Origin of the sequence: Methylocaldum sp. RMAD-M (genome assembly GCF_017832375.1) — a bacterium.
GTDB lineage: Bacteria > Pseudomonadota > Gammaproteobacteria > Methylococcales > Methylococcaceae > Methylocaldum.
Genome location: NZ_JAFIBZ010000009.1, coordinates 17,809 through 34,004, shown reverse-complemented (window position 1 = coordinate 34,004; position 16,196 = coordinate 17,809). Strand labels below are relative to the sequence as shown.

19 protein-coding genes are annotated in these 16,196 nt (G+C 56.3%); 11 read left to right on the top strand and 8 right to left on the bottom strand.

The annotated features are described in order from the left end of the window. Positions 1–49 precede the first annotated feature (49 nt). Genes radA through JOD69_RS11020 form a run of 3 tightly spaced genes read right to left on the bottom strand, consistent with a single transcriptional unit; the run spans position 50 to position 3,314 of the window. The gene (gene radA / locus JOD69_RS11030; RefSeq protein WP_346425855.1) at positions 50–1,429 is read right to left on the bottom strand and encodes a DNA repair protein RadA; all 1,380 of its coding nucleotides are present in this window, start codon (positions 1,427–1,429) and stop codon (positions 50–52) included. Further along, positions 1,420–2,160 (bottom strand): class I SAM-dependent methyltransferase, encoded by a 741-nt coding sequence (locus JOD69_RS11025; RefSeq protein ID WP_210023948.1) that lies wholly within the window; start codon positions 2,158–2,160, stop codon positions 1,420–1,422. Before JOD69_RS11025 ends, radA begins: the two co-directional genes overlap by 10 nt. 35 nt (positions 2,161–2,195) lie before the next feature. Further along, positions 2,196–3,314: a sorbosone dehydrogenase family protein gene (locus JOD69_RS11020; protein WP_077732301.1), complete on the bottom strand. Its 1,119-nt coding sequence runs from the start codon at positions 3,312–3,314 to the stop codon at positions 2,196–2,198. 132 nt (positions 3,315–3,446) lie between these two features. Between JOD69_RS11020 and htpX the strand changes: the two genes are divergently transcribed. The 3 genes from htpX (at position 3,447) to JOD69_RS11005 (ending at position 6,257) form a co-directional block, all read left to right on the top strand. Next, a complete protein-coding gene (htpX, locus tag JOD69_RS11015; protein WP_205781108.1) occupies positions 3,447–4,340 on the top strand; it encodes a protease HtpX in 894 nt (297 codons plus the stop codon). Positions 4,341–4,417: 77 nt separating this feature from the next. Further along, a complete protein-coding gene (locus JOD69_RS11010) occupies positions 4,418–5,389 on the top strand; it encodes a folate-binding protein YgfZ (RefSeq protein WP_210023947.1) in 972 nt (323 codons plus the stop codon). A gap of 28 nt (positions 5,390–5,417) precedes the next feature. Then, on the top strand, positions 5,418–6,257 hold the full coding sequence (locus JOD69_RS11005) for an HDOD domain-containing protein (protein WP_210023946.1): 840 nt from the start codon (positions 5,418–5,420) through the stop codon (positions 6,255–6,257). Between the two features lie 147 nt (positions 6,258–6,404). Here JOD69_RS11005 and JOD69_RS11000 read toward each other — a convergent pair whose 3' ends face one another. From JOD69_RS11000 to apaG, 3 genes are all read right to left on the bottom strand, one after another. Next, entirely contained in the window at positions 6,405–7,412 is a 1,008-nt protein-coding gene (locus JOD69_RS11000) for an AI-2E family transporter (protein ID WP_139841112.1), read from the bottom strand. A gap of 210 nt (positions 7,413–7,622) precedes the next feature. After that, on the bottom strand, positions 7,623–8,450 hold the full coding sequence (locus tag JOD69_RS10995) for a symmetrical bis(5'-nucleosyl)-tetraphosphatase (protein WP_210023945.1): 828 nt from the start codon (positions 8,448–8,450) through the stop codon (positions 7,623–7,625). A gap of 3 nt (positions 8,451–8,453) precedes the next feature. After that, a complete protein-coding gene (gene apaG / locus JOD69_RS10990) occupies positions 8,454–8,831 on the bottom strand; it encodes a Co2+/Mg2+ efflux protein ApaG (protein ID WP_077732294.1) in 378 nt (125 codons plus the stop codon). A gap of 174 nt (positions 8,832–9,005) precedes the next feature. On the opposite strand from apaG, the gene JOD69_RS10985 reads away from it, so the two are divergent. Continuing rightward, the gene (locus JOD69_RS10985; protein ID WP_077732293.1) at positions 9,006–9,518 is read left to right on the top strand and encodes an ankyrin repeat domain-containing protein; all 513 of its coding nucleotides are present in this window, start codon (positions 9,006–9,008) and stop codon (positions 9,516–9,518) included. Positions 9,519–9,544: 26 nt separating this feature from the next. Continuing rightward, the gene (mpl, locus tag JOD69_RS10980) at positions 9,545–10,915 is read left to right on the top strand and encodes a UDP-N-acetylmuramate:L-alanyl-gamma-D-glutamyl-meso-diaminopimelate ligase (RefSeq protein WP_077732292.1); all 1,371 of its coding nucleotides are present in this window, start codon (positions 9,545–9,547) and stop codon (positions 10,913–10,915) included. Between the two features lie 46 nt (positions 10,916–10,961). Here mpl and JOD69_RS10975 read toward each other — a convergent pair whose 3' ends face one another. Together JOD69_RS10975 and JOD69_RS10970 are read right to left on the bottom strand one after the other, a co-directional pair. Next, the gene (locus tag JOD69_RS10975) at positions 10,962–11,333 is read right to left on the bottom strand and encodes a DUF5615 family PIN-like protein (RefSeq protein ID WP_210023944.1); all 372 of its coding nucleotides are present in this window, start codon (positions 11,331–11,333) and stop codon (positions 10,962–10,964) included. Then, positions 11,330–11,560, bottom strand: a complete 231-nt coding sequence (locus JOD69_RS10970; RefSeq protein ID WP_210023943.1) for a DUF433 domain-containing protein — start codon at positions 11,558–11,560, stop codon at positions 11,330–11,332. The genes JOD69_RS10975 and JOD69_RS10970 overlap by 4 nt, the downstream gene beginning before the upstream one ends. A gap of 406 nt (positions 11,561–11,966) precedes the next feature. Between JOD69_RS10970 and JOD69_RS10965 the strand changes: the two genes are divergently transcribed. From JOD69_RS10965 to JOD69_RS10940, 6 genes are all read left to right on the top strand, one after another. After that, positions 11,967–12,116, top strand: coding sequence for a hypothetical protein (locus tag JOD69_RS10965; protein WP_205781105.1), 150 nt, complete (start codon positions 11,967–11,969; stop codon positions 12,114–12,116). 180 nt (positions 12,117–12,296) lie between these two features. Further along, on the top strand, positions 12,297–12,563 hold the full coding sequence (locus tag JOD69_RS10960) for a PIN domain-containing protein (RefSeq protein ID WP_210023942.1): 267 nt from the start codon (positions 12,297–12,299) through the stop codon (positions 12,561–12,563). Positions 12,564–13,174: 611 nt separating this feature from the next. Then, complete coding sequence (locus tag JOD69_RS10955) at positions 13,175–13,444, top strand: BrnT family toxin (RefSeq protein ID WP_086134743.1); 270 nt, start codon at positions 13,175–13,177, stop codon at positions 13,442–13,444. After that, complete coding sequence (locus JOD69_RS10950; protein WP_077732287.1) at positions 13,425–13,646, top strand: CopG family antitoxin; 222 nt, start codon at positions 13,425–13,427, stop codon at positions 13,644–13,646. Before JOD69_RS10955 ends, JOD69_RS10950 begins: the two co-directional genes overlap by 20 nt. Before the next feature lie 197 nt (positions 13,647–13,843). Continuing rightward, on the top strand, positions 13,844–14,023 hold the full coding sequence (locus tag JOD69_RS10945; RefSeq protein ID WP_086135718.1) for a PIN domain-containing protein: 180 nt from the start codon (positions 13,844–13,846) through the stop codon (positions 14,021–14,023). Positions 14,024–14,171: 148 nt separating this feature from the next. Beyond that, entirely contained in the window at positions 14,172–15,962 is a 1,791-nt protein-coding gene (locus tag JOD69_RS10940; protein ID WP_210023941.1) for a glycosyltransferase, read from the top strand. The last annotated feature ends 234 nt before the right edge of the window (positions 15,963–16,196 follow it).

The following is a 16,196-nucleotide window of genomic DNA, read 5'->3' as shown; positions in this document are numbered from 1 at the left end:
CCCCAGTGTGCGGACAGGGATGGTCCGGCACGAGCCGCATCGTTCTCGATCACAACGCGGCCAGGGCATCGCGCAGACTTCTTACCGGCACGATCTCCAAATTCTTGATTCCCCCTTTCGCGACATTCTTGGCGGGCGCCAAGGCATGGGTGAACCCGTGTTTTGCGGCCTCCTTGAGCCTTTCCTCGCCGTTTTGAACCGGCCTGACCTCGCCGTTGAGTCCCAATTCCCCGAATACCACCCAGTCCTTCGGAATGGGACGGTCCCGGTAGCTGGACACGACCGCCAAGGCCACCGCCAGATCGCCCGCGGTTTCGGTAAGGCGCAGCCCACCCACCATATTGACGAAAACGTCCTGATTGAACAAAGGGATTCCACCGTGCCTATGGAGCACCGCCAACAGCATGGCCAGCCGATTTTGTTCCATGCCCACGGCGACCCGGCGCGGTGTCGGCGAATGGGACTCATCGACCAAGGCTTGAACTTCCACCAGAAGAGGCCGGCTGCCTTCGCGCATCACCATCACGACGCTGCCGGGAGCGTCTTCCTCGCCGCGCGACAAGAATAGCGCCGAAGGATTGCGCACCTCTCTGAGCCCGGTTTCGGTCATGGCGAATACGCCAAGCTCGTTGACCGCGCCGAAGCGGTTCTTGAACGCCCGAATAACCCGAAACCGGCTACTCGAATCGCCCTCGAAATAAAGCACGGTATCCACCATGTGCTCCAGCACGCGGGGGCCCGCCAGGGCGCCTTCCTTGGTGACATGACCGACGAGGAATACGGTCGTCGGCGTCTGCTTGGCATATCGAACCAATTGTGCAGCACACTCCCTCACCTGAGCCACGGAGCCCGGCGCCGATTGCAGAATTTCGCTGAACGTGGTTTGGATCGAATCGATGACCAGAACGTCCGGCCGGGCCTCCGATGCAACGGCCAAGATCCGCTCCAGCGAGGTTTCGGCAATGATCTGCACGCCGGCGCAAGACAGTTGCAGCCGCTTGGCGCGAAGGCTTACCTGCCTTATGGATTCTTCGCCGGTCACATAGAGCACCCGCTGGCGTTCGCTCAAGGTAGCGAGGGTTTGCAGCAAGAGGGTCGATTTGCCGATACCGGGATCGCCGCCGATCAGGATGGCGGAACCTGTGACCAGTCCGCCGCCCAAGACTCTGTCGAATTCTTCGATGCCGGTCGGCGTTCTGAAAATTTCTTCCGCTTCGACCTCCGCGAGCGAGACGGGAGACGCGCGTTCGGAGGCCCCTGCATAGCCCGAGAAGCGCGAGGCGGACGGCGCCACCCGATCCTCCACGCCTTCCACCATCGAATTCCAGGAATTGCAGGCCGGACACTGTCCGGACCACTTGGTTTGAGCGTGCCCGCACTCGGTACAGCGAAACACGATCTTCCGGTCTTTGGTACGGCTTACGGCCACGGTTTACCCCCGCTGACCAAAGCGTTCACATCCTGCCGAAAATGCACCGTCACCGCATCGAAGCCGATCTCGCGCATGGCGCCCAAACCCTTATCGAGAGGCATGACGTGATCGGGAGATTCGTCGCTGAAAAGGTGAACGATCCACTGTTCCAAAAGGTCGATGCGGTTAAGCTCGGTAAACGTACGGAAGTATTGCCTTACCTCCTCCTGAGTCGACTGCAGATGGGTCAGGGAATCGTCCAGGGCATAGCGATCGCCGTTGACGAATACCCCTCCCGGCTTTAGAACGCGAAAGATTTCTTCGAGCACTCGGACACGATAGCCATTCAGAAAGTTGTGCAGCGTATAGGCCGAGGCGACGACGTCTATGCTTGCCGACGGCACTCCCTGTAGATAGGACAGAGCATCGTTTTCGACCAGTCGCAGGCGTCCATGCTCCAAAACGCCGGCCAGATTCCGACGCGCTTGGCTCAACATGGTGAATTCGTTGTCGACCGCAGTAATCATCGCATCGGATCGTGCGCGGATGAGATTCATAGTCGTCACGCCGGTGCCGCAGCCGAGTTCAAGCAAATTTAACGATTCCGTCGAAACCTTGGGCGTCCAGCCGGCCACGAACTCGCCGACTCGCCGGCTCATGTCGGCCGCCGCGGGACAAATCCGCTTTAGCATTTCGTATTCTTCCCCGATCGGGCCGGAAAAAAGTTTTTCAGCAGTCACTTCATTCATGATCGATCATTAAGAGTTACAAATTAAGCATCGGTTCACGGTCGATAAACAATGCGGTAAATCGCCCCGGCCTTATCGTCCGATACCAATAGCGCTCCATCGGGCATTTCCAAGACATCCACCGGTCGGCCGAGGACTTCGCCGTTGGGCCGCAACCAGCCTTCCGCGAAAATCTTGTCGTTGACGGGTTTTCCCCCGCGGAATTCGACCATCACGACCCGATAGCCGACGGGCGCACTTCGATTCCATGAACCGTGCTGGGCGACGAAAAGCTGGCCCCGATATTCGGCCGGAAATTGCTTGCCGGTGTAAAAGCGCATGCCGAGCGGTGCGACGTGGGCCGGATACGTCCACGCGGGCGACTCGAATTCGGCGCAGGATTTCCCTTTGCCGAAAGACGGATCGACGATGTCCTTGCCATGGCAATGCGGAAATCCGAAATGCAGCCCCGGTTTCGGCGCATGATTCAGCTCATCGGGCGGCACGTCGTCGCCCATCCAGTCGCGTCCGTTCTCGTTCAACCACAGTTCTTTCGTTTCCGGATGCCAGTCGAAACCGACGGTATTGCGGATGCCGCGAGCATAAATTTCGAAGTTCGAGCCGTCCTTGTCCAATCGCGTCAGCGTCGCGTAAATGTCTTTTTCGGAAAGGCAGACATTGCAGGGAGCGCCCACGGGGGCATAAAGCTTCCCGTCCGGTCCCACTCGCAGATATTTCCAGCCGTGGTGCACATCCTCGGGATAGCGGTCGAAGACGATCTCCGGCTTGGGTGGGTTCGATACCTGCCGCCCGATGTCCTTGAACCTCAGAATGCGCGGAATCTCCGCAACATACAGGTCGCCATCGACATAAGCGATGCCGTTCGGCATGTTCAAGTTCTCGGCCAGCACCTGGACCTGATCGGCTTTGCCATCGCCGTCCCGATCGCGCACTGCGTAAACCTTGCCCTCCTCCATGCTGCCTACATATACGGTACCGTCGTTCCCCAAAGCCAAAGACCTGGCGTTGGGCGTCTGATCGGTGTAGAGCGCGATTCGAAAACCGGGAGGGAGCTTGATCTCGCTCAACAGCGCTTCGGCCCGGACTTCGGCGCAGACCGTCAAACCGAGCGCACACGCCGCGAGCTTCAGCCAAGAATGTTCTCTTACGTCCATACGTCTCCCTCAATGAGCTGAAAGATTCATGAAAGGCTTGGAGGGCAAAATTGTGTTTACGGCGAACGACTTGATTTTTAATGCTTCGCCTCCAAATATGGTAACACCCACGATTTCCATAGGTGACCGACAATCATGCGCATATTTCTCTTTCTGCTCACTAACGCCGCGGTACTGCTTCTGATCAGCATCATTTTCCATGTCTTGGGGCTCGGCAACTTTCTCACCCAGCGCGGCGTTCATCTGAACCTCGACAGCTTGCTCCTGATGTCCGCCATCATCGGCATGAGCGGCTCCTTCATTTCGCTGATGATGTCCAAATGGATGGCCAAACAATCCATGGGCGTCTACGTGATCGAGCAACCGACCAATCAAACCGAGCGCTGGCTGGTCGACACTGTCCGGCGCCACGCGCAGCAGGCCGGCATCGGCATGCCCGAGGTAGGGATTTTCGATTCCCCGGAGCCCAATGCGTTCGCGACCGGCATGAACAAGAACGATGCTCTCGTCGCCGTCAGCACCGGTCTTATGCACCACATGAATGCCGATGAAGTGGAAGCCGTTTTGGGACACGAGATCAGTCACGTGGCCAACGGCGATATGGTCACCCTGGGCCTTATTCAGGGCGTAGTGAATACGTTCGTCTACTTCTTCGCCTCCATCGCGGGCCATCTCATCGACCGGGTGGTGTTCCGCTCGGAAGATGACCGTGGCGGGTATGGACCGGCCTATTATTTGACGCAAATTGTGGCGCAAATATTCCTCTCCATTCTGGCGACGATGGTTGTCATGTGGTTCTCCCGCTGGCGCGAGTTTCGCGCCGATGCCGGCGGCGCGCGCCTGGCCGGTCAGAACAGGATGATCGGAGCCCTGAGGGCCTTGCAGCGAGCCCATGACCATAGAGATTTGCCCGGCGAGTTCGCTGCGTTTGGAATCAACGGCGGTTTAGGCTACGGCTTCAAGAAACTCTTCATGAGCCATCCTCCGCTGGAGGAGCGTATCGCCGCTCTGCAGAATCTGCGCTAACGTAAAGCGCCCTTGCCGCCCGCCCGAGAACCCCATCCGGGCGGGCTTTTTTATCGATTGACCACGGGACTACATCCATGAGCATCGAATGGTCGGACCTACTGAGCGAAAGCGAGGCTACCGCCGATTTTCGGGCAAAGGGCGAAGGATCGGCGTTTTGCGGTTTGGCCGATTTAGGCTTGTTGCGGGTTTCCGGCGTCGATGCGGAGACTTTTCTGCAAGGCCAATCGACTTGCGATATCGCCAGCCTTGGGTTCGACGAATCCGGGCTCGGAGCTTTTTGTAATCCCAAGGGCCGCGTCATAGCGAGCTTCCGTGTCCTTCGCCGCGTCGAAGGTTATTACCTCTTTGTGCCGGCCGATTTGGTGGAGGCGATACACAAGCGCCTTCGCATGTATGTGCTGCGCTCGAAAGTTTCCATAGAAAATCTGACGCCGCACTGGGGATTCATCGGGCTTTTCCGGCCCGGCTCCGGGCTTCTCGATGGCCAGGGCGGCGACGTGCTGGCGGTCCGCGTCGACCAAAGCTCCGCGCGCATTCTGATTGCCGCACCGAACGAGACCGCCAAGCGACTCTGGGAAGGTCTCCTGTCGTCATCGGATTACAGCCTGGTCAGTTCCGGTGCGTGGCGCTTGAAGGAAATCGAAGACGGTCTTCCGAGCGAAACGCAGGTGACCAGCGAGGAATTCCTCCCGCAGATGCTCAATCTCGATATTCTGGGCGGCGTCAGCTATCGCAAGGGTTGCTATACCGGGCAGGAGGTCGTGGCACGGACGCACTTTCTCGGGCACCTGAAACGACGGATGTTTCGTCTTCGAACGATCAGCGAGCACGAGCCCAAGCCCGGCGATCCGCTCTATCAGTCCGGCGAAGCCGATGGGCAGCGGGTCGGGCAAGTCGTCGCTGCGGCGCCTGAAGCGGAGCGGAGTTTTCAATTGCTGGCGGTTCTGCCTCTCGACCGCGCTCCAGATGCCGATCTCCGGCTCTTTCGACCCGACGGTCCGGCCGCCGAGTTTCTGACTTTGCCCTATACTTTCGACGTTCCATAACAATAATGCGGATAGAGTTCAGTCAAATATGGACCTAAGAAACGAGCAGGTCTTTCTCGATTACATCAAAGCCGCGATCGAGAACGATAAATTGCAATTGCCCACGATTCCGGAAGTCGCCCTCAAGGTTCGCCAAGCGATCAACAAGGACAACGCGTCGGATGCCGAGATAGCAAAAACGATTTCGTCCGATCCGGCGCTTTCCGCGCGGCTCCTGCAAATCGCCAACAGTCCGCTCTACAGGGCCAGGCAGAAAATCGACAATCTTCAAGCCGCCATCACCCGAATGGGACATAACACCATCCGCAGCTTGGTGATGAATTTGGCGATGAAGCAAGTTTTCAAACCCACTTCCCTGTTGTTGGAAAGCCGTTTTCACGACATTTGGCAACACAGTCTCAATGTCGCCGCCGTGAGCCGCGCTTTGGCGCTGCGCGCCCGTCCGCTGGATCCCGACCAAGCCATGCTTGCCGGGCTTGTTCATCAGATCGGTAAACTGCCGATCCTCGCGTTGGCGGAAAAGTTTTCCGAACTATTGGAAGATGATGCGGTGCTGGAAAACCACCTCGAGAATTTGCACACGCAGATCGGCAAAATCATCATGGAAACTTGGGGGCTCCCGGACAGTTTGAGTCGTGCGGCCTGGGAATATAGGGATTTCGAGAGAAGCGGCAACCCCGTGCCGGATTATGTGGATCTGGTGCAGGTCGCTTATCTGGAAAGCGTGATGGGCACGAAGGCAGCGCCCGATGTCGACCTTTCGGGAGTCCCGGCCTTCACCAAGCTCGGGCTCGATCCCGAAATCGAAGTCCTGGAAATCGAAGGCGTCGCCGTCGAGGTCGAAGAAGCACAGCAACTGTTTGCGTAAGCACAAAGTAGGTCGGCGATCCTTTGCCGACAAACCCGTTTGTCGACCGGCTTTGCCTCGGGAAAGGATTCCCGACCTACATGGCGACACAATTTCGTAGGCCGGCAATCTTTCGCCGGCGAGTCCGCCATAGCTAGGCGATTCGACTCAAGGCTGATAACGCGGCGCGGACTCCAGCCATTCATGCCATACCGCCATGCCCACGGCCAGAATCACCGGTCCCACGAATAAACCTATGAACCCGAAACTGGCCAACCCGCCCAAGACCCCGAACATTACGACCACGAACGGAATGCGGGTGGTGCGGCTGATGACCAGGGGGCGGACCAGGTTGTCTATCCAACTCACGACCAAGGTTCCCCAGAGGAACAACACGGCTCCGGCCCAATAGTCTCCGTTCAGCATCAGCCACAGGCTTGCGGAAATCCAGACCGCTACCGTGCCGAAAGGGATCAGCGCGAAAAACGTGGTAAATGCGGCGAGAAGGACCGGCGCCCTGATGCCGACAATCCAGTACCCTATTCCGGCCATGACGCCTTGGGCTATAGCCGTCAGTACAATGCCGTAAACGACCGCCTTGACGGTCACTTCTGTGGTGGAAAGGTACTCGTCGGCGCGTTCGCCCAGAGCCAGCAACAACCCTTGACGCACCTCATAAATCAACCGGTGCCCGTCGCGGTAAACGAAAAACATCAAGAATACGGTGAAGAAAAGCTTCGCGCCCAGGTAGCCGACGCCTTCCAACATGCCCACGACTCTACCGGAAAGTCCGGTCAGCCAAGGCAATACATACCGGCGCATCAAGCCCTGCAAGTCCTCGAATTGATCGAATATGAACTGTAGCTCGGCGCCGAGAATGGGAATCTTGCTTAACCATTCGGGCAACTCCGGTTTCTGGTCCAGCCAGGCGGGGAGTCGCTGGAAAAACTCGACCATTTCGGCCTGAAGAATAATGGTCAGGCCGATAAACGGAATGATCAGCAAGGCGGCCAAAAGCAAAGTCATGGTAAGCGCACTGAGGCTGCTCCGTCCTTCCAACAAGCGCGTTAGGCGAACGTGGAGAGGCCATGTCGCATAAACCAAGATCACGGCCCAGCCGATCGGCTGCAGGAAAGCGCTCATGACCTGGAAGATCAAGAACACCAGTACGGTCAAAAAGACGCCTAGCGTGATAAAGCGCAGAACTCTGTCGATGGTTAGTCTCCCCGACGTGATAGAGGCGGTTCCTTTTCCGTCAAACCTGCCTGTTTGGCTGAAGCTATATGCCCAAAAACATTGCGATACTCAGAAGCTCATGTAGGGCGGAATAGCGTACTCGCGTATTCCGCCGTTCCAATCGGCGCATTACGCTAGCGCTAATGCGCCCTACGAAGGCTTCTGATAGCCGCCTTCGCGGCACGATACGCAGAAGCGTTTCTTTTCCCCGTCGAGTCGAAGCGCCGTCAACTCCCCTCCCCACAGGCAGCCGGTATCGATCCCGTAAACATCATCGTCGGCATAAAACCCTAAGGTCGACCAATGGCCGAAAACGATTTCGGCCCCGGCGCTTTTCCGTCCCGGCACCTTGAACCAAGGCATCAGATGAGACGGTTGCGTCCCGGGACCGCCTTTCTCCTTGAAATCGGTACGCCCGTAGCGGTCGCAGTACCGAACGCGCGTAAAACAGTTGGTGATGAAACGCAGCCTGTCCCATCCCTGCAAGGTCTCTGTCCAAAGATCGGGTTGATCGCCGTACATATGCCGAAACAGCTCAACGAAATCATCGCCCTGCAAACAGCTTTCCACCTCCTTGGCATAACGTTCTGCATCCTCCGCACTCCACTGGGGCGGCAAACCGGCGTGAATCAAGTAAAATGCTCCGTCTCGAAACAATAACGGACGGCGGCGCAACCAATCGATGAGGATGTCGCGATCGGGAGCGGTGAGGACATCGGAAAACGTGTCCTTGCGCTTTGTCCTCGACACGCCGTGTGCCACGGCGAGAAGATGCAGGTCGTGATTGCCGAGCACGGTAACGGCCCTGTCCCCCAAGGATCGGATAAACCGTAGAGTCTCCAGCGATTGCGGGCCGCGGTTGACCAAATCGCCCGTGAACCAGAGCCGGTCCTCAGCCGGATCGAAACGGATCTGGTCCAGAAGACGTTGAAGCTCGGCGAAGCAACCCTGTACGTCGCCAATTGCGTATATCGCCATCGATCAGTGCAAGGTTCGCGGAATGGCCAGGGTGAACGACGGTATTTCGGCATCGAAATGCTCACCGTCATCGGCAATCATTTGATATTCGCCTCGCATCGTGCCCACCGGCGTTTCGATCATGGCGGCGCTGGTATAGCGAAAGGATTCGCCCGGAGAAAGATGAGGCTGTTCACCCACTACCCCTTCCCCGCGGACTTCCTGTATCTTTCCGTGCGCATCGGTGATGATCCAGTGCCGGGATACCAATTTCGCGGGCACGTCGCCGGCGTTCCGGATGGTGATGGTATAGGCGAACACATAGCGGTTCGTCTCCGGGGAGGATTCGGCTTCCAGATAATCGGTTACGGCGTCGATATCGATACGATACTTGTTGTTCATGGCTTGGACTATGGTTACAGACGATTGTTTTTTTGCCGATAGTTTAAACGGAAGAGAGTTCTTCAAGCACCTTTCGCAACCGCCGACGAGCTGGATCACCATGGAGTCGCGCGGCGCGTTCCGGAGTACTCGGCAATTTTAAAGAATGTCTTTCGGACCAAACCGGTTTTCGCTATGTTAAAAAAAGCCATGCTCGTTCTTGCCCTGCTCGCGTCGACAACCGTTCTGCAAGCGGAAGATCCGAATCAGGCACTGTTCGCCGCGGCCGCATCCGGGCAGCTGGAACGGCTGGATTCGCTGCTCGCCCAGGGCGCGGACGTCAACGGCAAAAACGGCGCCGGCCGCACGCCGCTGATGGCGGCGGCATTTTCGGGCAATGTCCGCGTGATCAGAAAGCTTTTGAGTTTCGGCGCCGATCCCGATGCAGCGGACCAGCGCGGGGTGACCGCGCTCATGGAGGCTGCCGCGCAAGGCTACGAGGATGCCGTCAGGGCGCTGATCGCCGGCGGAGCGGACGTTTCCGCAAAAGAAAATTCAGGACTCACGCTTATCGATCGAGCCAAGAAAAGCGGGCATATGCGGATCGCAGCGATATTGGAACAAGCCGCGATGGTTAAACCCGTCTCGGAAGGCAAAACGGATGACGGAACGTCCGCGAACAAAAACCCGGACAACGTCAAGAAATAACGGACCGAACCTAAGAGGACAGGATCGTGCACATTCATATTTTGGGCATCTGCGGGACATTTATGGGCGGTTTGGCGATCATGGCCAAACAAATGGGCCATCACGTCACCGGCTCCGACCAAAACGTTTATCCCCCCATGAGCACCCAGCTCGAGGAGCAAGGAATCGCGCTCATGAAAGGATACAGCCCGGAGAATCTGGACCCGGCGCCCGACCTGGTCGTGGTAGGCAATGCCATCTCCCGCGGCAATCCGGAAATAGAAGCGGTGCTCAATCGGGGACTCGCCTACACGTCGGGTCCGCAGTGGCTTTATTGCTATGTGCTGAAGAACTCCTGGGTGCTGGCCGTGGCCGGAACGCACGGCAAAACGACCACATCGAGCATGCTCGCCTGGATACTCGAAAGCGCGGGACTCAAGCCCGGCTTTCTGATCGGAGGCGTCCCACTCAATTTCGGCTTGTCCGCGCGTCTGGGCGACGGCCGGTTTTTCATCGTCGAAGCCGACGAGTACGATACCGCTTTTTTCGATAAACGTTCCAAGTTCGTCCATTACCGGCCGCGCACGACGATTCTCAATAACCTGGAATTCGACCACGCCGACATTTTTCCCGACCTCGCCGCAATCCAGCGGCAGTTTCACCACTTGATACGCAGCATTCCGGGAAACGGGCTCATCATCGCTCCGGAGACGGACAAAACCCTGGCCGAAGTCCTGCAAATGGGTTGCTGGACGCCGGTCGAGAAAACGACTTTGGAAGTAAATCCCGAGAACGCCGTTTGGCGTGCTGCTCTGTTGGCACCCGACGGCAGCCAATTCCAGCTTTACCACCAGGGACGGCCCAGCGGTGTCGTGGAATGGAGCCTGACCGGCCGCCACAATGTTATGAACGCGCTTTCCGCCATCGCCGCAGCCCACCACGCCGGCGTAAGCCCCGAAGAGGCCGCGGCCGCGTTGAGCATGTTCAAGAATGTCAGACGCCGACTGGAAGTACGCGCCCGCATCGACGGAATCACCCTTTACGACGATTTCGCCCACCATCCCACCGCCATCGCCACGACGCTCGAAGGCTTGCGCGCGCGTGTCGACAGCGCCCGCATCATCGCCGTGTTGGAACCCAGGTCCAACACCATGCGCATGGGCGTTCACGCCGATACGCTTGCCGATTCCTTGAAGGCTGCCGATCAATCCATCATTTTCCAACCCGAAGACCTCGGTTGGGACGCCGAGCAGGCAATTCAGGGAGCCGAACACATTAGCGTATGCCGCTCGCTGGATTCAATCGTGGAGCGACTGGCGAAAGACGCCCGCCCCGGCGACCATCTGGTTTTCATGAGCAACGGCAGCTTCGGCGGGATTCACAAAAAGGTCGAGGACGCTTTGCGCGCGGCTATGTAATGTACGCACCGCGCGCATTTGCCGCTCAGTGCCAAAACGGCTTGGCCTATCGGAAGTGTAAGGGTAGGAGCCGCAACCGGGTGCGATTCGGATCAATGGTGAGCAACGCACCTTCTTCCAGCTCGGCCGTCATTTGCAACAGGGCATCGCTAACCGGCTTGCCGATTGCGTCCGGGCTGACATCTTCGGCACGAATTTGCACGACGCTGGGTTTCTCGCCGTGGGTTGCCGCAAGAATCGCGCTGAAGTCCAGGTCGTGCGTGAGCACCACGTAGCCGTTGGCCTTGGCGAAGGCCATGATTTCCGCGTCCGGGGCATTGGCTGCGCCGAGTGTAGACCAATGCGCCGCCTCGAAGCCCGCGTCAGCCAATAGGCTAACCCAACGCGGTGACAGATTCATGTCGACCAATAACTTCATGCGTTAGCCAGCGTAATTTCCCGTTCTTCCGCACGCCACGCGGCGTAGCGTAGCGCCTGTAGGATATCCTCGCGTTCGAGGTAGGGATAATCCGAGAGGACCTCTTCGATGCTGTGCCCTGCTCCGATTTGGCCGACGATCATACCGACCGTTACCCGCATGCCACGGATGCACGCCTTGCCGCCCATGACGCCGGGTTGCTGAGTAATGCGGTTTAGTGATTCCATGTTCACCTCCTCATCTTAATTTATTGCGAGACTAGGCTATTGAGACCAAATTTCAAGAACTATTTTCGAACATGAACCTATGCGTTGCGCACGTTCCCCGGCTTAAGGTCATGGCGTAGAATGCTGGTCCAGGATTAAATATGCAGAAATCAGTATTGGAATTTACTCCATGAGAACCACGTTATTGACCCGGCCTATAAATGTAGGCCGGGTCAATCCGGGGCAGGGATGCCCCGGCGCGGCGACAAGCCGCGTGAGCCCAGGCCGGGCGTGTACCGGGCCTGGGCGGCGGCCCGAAATACCAGGAGGGTATTTACGGGCCTGATTAATAGATATCGACGACCGCTTGCTGAGTGAGGCCAATGAACATGTCAGTTTGACTCGTTTGATCGAGGAAGGTCTTTCGATGCGACTGCGCACTTCGCAACGTTCTGGCAAGATGCGCCCGGTATTGCCGGTCTACGCCGGACGGGGTGGATTGCGGCCGACGATACGCGACACATTGATCCAGCGCGCCCTACTCGAGGCGGCAGATGAAGCGGATTCGGCCCAGTGACGCCCGATGTCAATGTCCTTTTGGCCGCCTCTAGGCAGGATCATCCGCACCATCAGTCGGCCCTGGCTTGGCTGGAGATGCCCTAGCCAAAAGCGTCGAAGGGCAATCGTTGGCCATTTTGTCGGTGGTGGCTTCGGGATTCCTGCGCCTAGCCACGCATCCCAAGGTTTTTAGGTTTTTGTGGAGCCTACGCCCCTTGATGCGGCTTTGGCTTTCCTGCGTGCCGTGCTGGATTCGCCAGGGGTGGTCCTACCTTCGTTGGGCGACGAATGGCCAGAGGTCGAGCAATTGTGCGCGCGATACAATCTGACCGGCAATGCGGTCCCGGATGCCTGGATTGCCGCTGCAGCGCAAAGCCATCATTTGCACCCGGTGACTTTCGACAAAGGCTTTAAAGGCTTTCGTAAATTGCTGAAGTCCAGCATGGTGACGGTGCTCAAGGCGTGAGGTATCAAGTACACAAATGCGTTCAATACGTTCCCTGCATGGCTTGTGGGTCGGCAATTCTTGGCCGCCCGGTGCGTTTGTAGGATGGGCTCAGATACGACAAATCAGCAGGACGACCGATTACTAGCCTCATTCCTGACGCTCATCCTTCGGGCCGTGCCTCGCACGTTCCAATCGACCAAAGCCATCTCAGGCTTTGGTCGCAGGGCAAACGTCGTTTACCACATTCGGCTCCCGGCGAATTGGTACGCGGCAAGCAGCGCGAAAAACACCGGACGGGGATTGTGCGGCATGAACCGCACCCGCATGGTTCGCGGTACATGGCTCGTAGATCGGTAATTCTTTGCCGACGACCGTATCTGAGGGCAAATGACCTTAAGGAGCTCTGAACAAGTGGATTCCGTTCATGCCCCTTCGACAGGCTCAGGAGAGCGTTCGACAAGTCTGTCCTGAGCCGACTCGAAGGACTTAATCAGAGCTTCCTTAAGGATCAAGAGCAGCCGTGTAGAGTATGGCACCAGGCTCGCTGCCCCGAACTGGAGGTCCTGGTTACCGTCATAAAAAGTATAAAAAAGGTTCTATAATTATTCTTTTTCTGCTATATCCCCAATATGGCTTTCGAATATGATCAGGACAAAAGCTCTGCTAACAAGCACAAACACGGAATTGATTTCGACGAGGCGCAAACTTTGTGGGACGATCCCGATCTTATCGAAATTCCAGCGAAGACAGTGGACGAACCGCGCTATTTGGTCATAGGCATGATCGGCGGCAAGCATTGGTCAGCGGTCGTCACCTATCGAAACGAGAACATCCGTCTGATTTCCGTCAGGCGCTCCCGGAAAGAAGAGATAGAAATCTATGAAAGCTTCGGATTTTGACGAGAAATTTGATGCAGGCGAGGACGTGACGGCCATGCTCGACCTTGAAAAGGCGCGCCGCCCCGGCCTGGAGCAGAAGCGCGTCAATGTGGATTTTCCCGTCTGGATGGTGCGTTCGCTCGATCGAGAAGCGCATCGGCTAGGTGTGACTCGTCAATCCCTAATCAAGCTCTGGCTAGCGGATAAGTTGCAACACCACTAAGAGCCTACCAGGCCGTTCGCCCTGAGCCTGTCGAAGGGCCTGTCCTGAGCCGAGTCGAAGGGTTTTTGGGACCTACCGGGATAGGCTCTAAGCCGTCGAAGAATAGCCAAATTTGCTTTGAGCCACCGAAAGACTGCCCTGCCTGGTCAATTTGGTACTGGGATTCCTTTGTCACCCCAACCTACGCACTTCCGTCGTTGGGCGACGAATGGCCAGAGGTCGAGCAATTGTGCGTGCGACACAATCTGACCGGCAATGCAGTCCCGGATGCCTGGATTGCCGATGCAGCGCAAAGCCATCATTTGCACCTGGTGACTTTCGACAAAGGCTTTCGTAAATTGCTGAAGTCCAGCATCGTGACGGTGCTCAAGGCATAAGGTATAAGGTACGCCGTGCATACCCCGTATGGTTTGTAGGTCGGCAATCCTTTGCCGACAAATGTGTTTGAAGGACACACAATTGTCAGGGGCAAAGTGCAATCATTTGTGATTTTTATATGACAGGGCTATCCCAAAACTGGACGCAATGAAGCCGATTTCCGTCATCATCGTCAACTTTAACGCTGGTCATTTTCTTTCCGACTGCGTGCGCTCGGTGCTTGCATCCACCGTACCGATCGAAGCAATCGTCGTCGACAACCGGTCCACCGACGACAGCATGGACATTCTGCGCCGTGATTTTCCGGACGAAAATCGGTTGAAAATCATCGAAAATCAGGAAAACCTCGGCTTCGCCAAAGCGAACAATATCGCCCTGCCTGTCGCACAAGGCGACTATCTCCTATTCCTGAATCCGGACTGTCTGATTCGGCCGGATACGCTCTCCAGAATGCTGGCCGTCATGGAAAAACGTCCGCAGATTGGGATGGCGGGGTGTTTAATCCGCAACCCCGACGGAAGCGAACAGGCAGGGTGCCGGCGCGCGGTTCCGACACCGTGGCGGACGTTTGTCCGGCTCACGAGTCTATACAGGCTCTCGAAGTACCATCCAAAACTGAATAGCTTTATCCAAACGGACACTCCCCTACCAACCGAACCCGTCGAAATCGAAGCCATTTCCGGCGCATTCATGCTGGTGCGACGCAGCGCCCTGGAAAAGGTCGGGCCTTTGGACGAAGGCTATTTCATGCACTGCGAGGACTTGGACTGGTGCATGCGTTTCCGCCAGGCGGGATTCCAGATTCTCTTCGTGCCCGACATCGAAATCCTGCACGTCGGCGGCGTTTGCAGCGCCTCGCGGCCAGCCCTGGTGGAATACTACAAGCACAGAGGGATGGTTCGCTTTTACAGAAAGTTCTTCCGCCATCAATATCCGACCGGTCTCATGTGGCTCGTTATGGCGGGTATCGGTATTCGGTATTTCGCAAGATCGTTGGCAGTCATGATCAGTCCGAAAAAGAAGGGCGACATTGCCGACTCCTCGAAAATTCATCCTGAACCGGTCGAATCGGTCGAACATCCTCTCGCTAACCGGCGGGCAATCGTCACCGGAGCCACCAGCTTAATCGGCGATTTTTTGTTACCCGCTTTGCTTCGAGCCGGTTTCGAGGTTCACGCCATAAGCCGCAAGCCGCCGATCCGGCCAGCCCATCGGCATGTTGTTTGGCATCGACAGGACATCAGTAACGGCGGATTAGCTGAAACCTACGGGGCCGAAATATTGATCCACTTAGCCCCTTTATGGACGTTACCGCCTCTATTGGAAGGTCTCGCCGGCGCAGAGATAAAACGCATCATCGCCTTCAGTTCGACCAGCCTCTTTACGAAAGAGAACTCGGGGTACGAACAAGAGCGTGAAATGGTAAGCAAGCTAAAAAAAGCCGAGGAGGACCTTCATGCTTACTGCGCAAAACGGAATATCGATTGGACGATCTTTCGGCCCACGATGGTCTATAGCCTAGGAAGAGACAAAAACGTTACGACTATCGCTCGGTTTATCAAACGGTTCCGGTTTTTTCCCTTGGTCGGAACCGGCGATGGATTACGCCAGCCTGTTCATGCAGAGGATTTAGCTATAGCCTGCCTCGATGCAATCGATAGCGAAAAAACGTTCAGCAAATCTTATAACTTAAGTGGTGGAGAAGTTCTTACTTATTGCGATATGGTCAATCGGATATCCCGGCATCTCGGAACCAAATGTAAAATAATCCATATACCTCTTCCAGTTATGAGATTTGCCCTAGTTTGGTTATCGAATATACCGGGTTACCAAAAAGTGACCCCAGAAGCTGCGAATCGGATAAATTTGGATATGTGTTTCGATCATTCTGATGCCGAAACTGATATTAGCTTTAAACCTCGCCGATTCATTTCATGAATATTCCATCTTCTTAAGATAATTAATTATCAGGATTTCTGTTCGCCCAAATAATATTATGGGTTGTTTATAAAGATCTGGTTTACTTTCGTATGCTGCGTTTACTAGAACATGGGTCTATCGCATTTTTCTAGTTCTGACTATAATTTGAGCCTTTTTAACGAAGGACTTAAGTAGTCCCACTCACCCAAGAGCAATGCCATTACGTTAAGTCGTATTTCGTCTTTCCGGCAA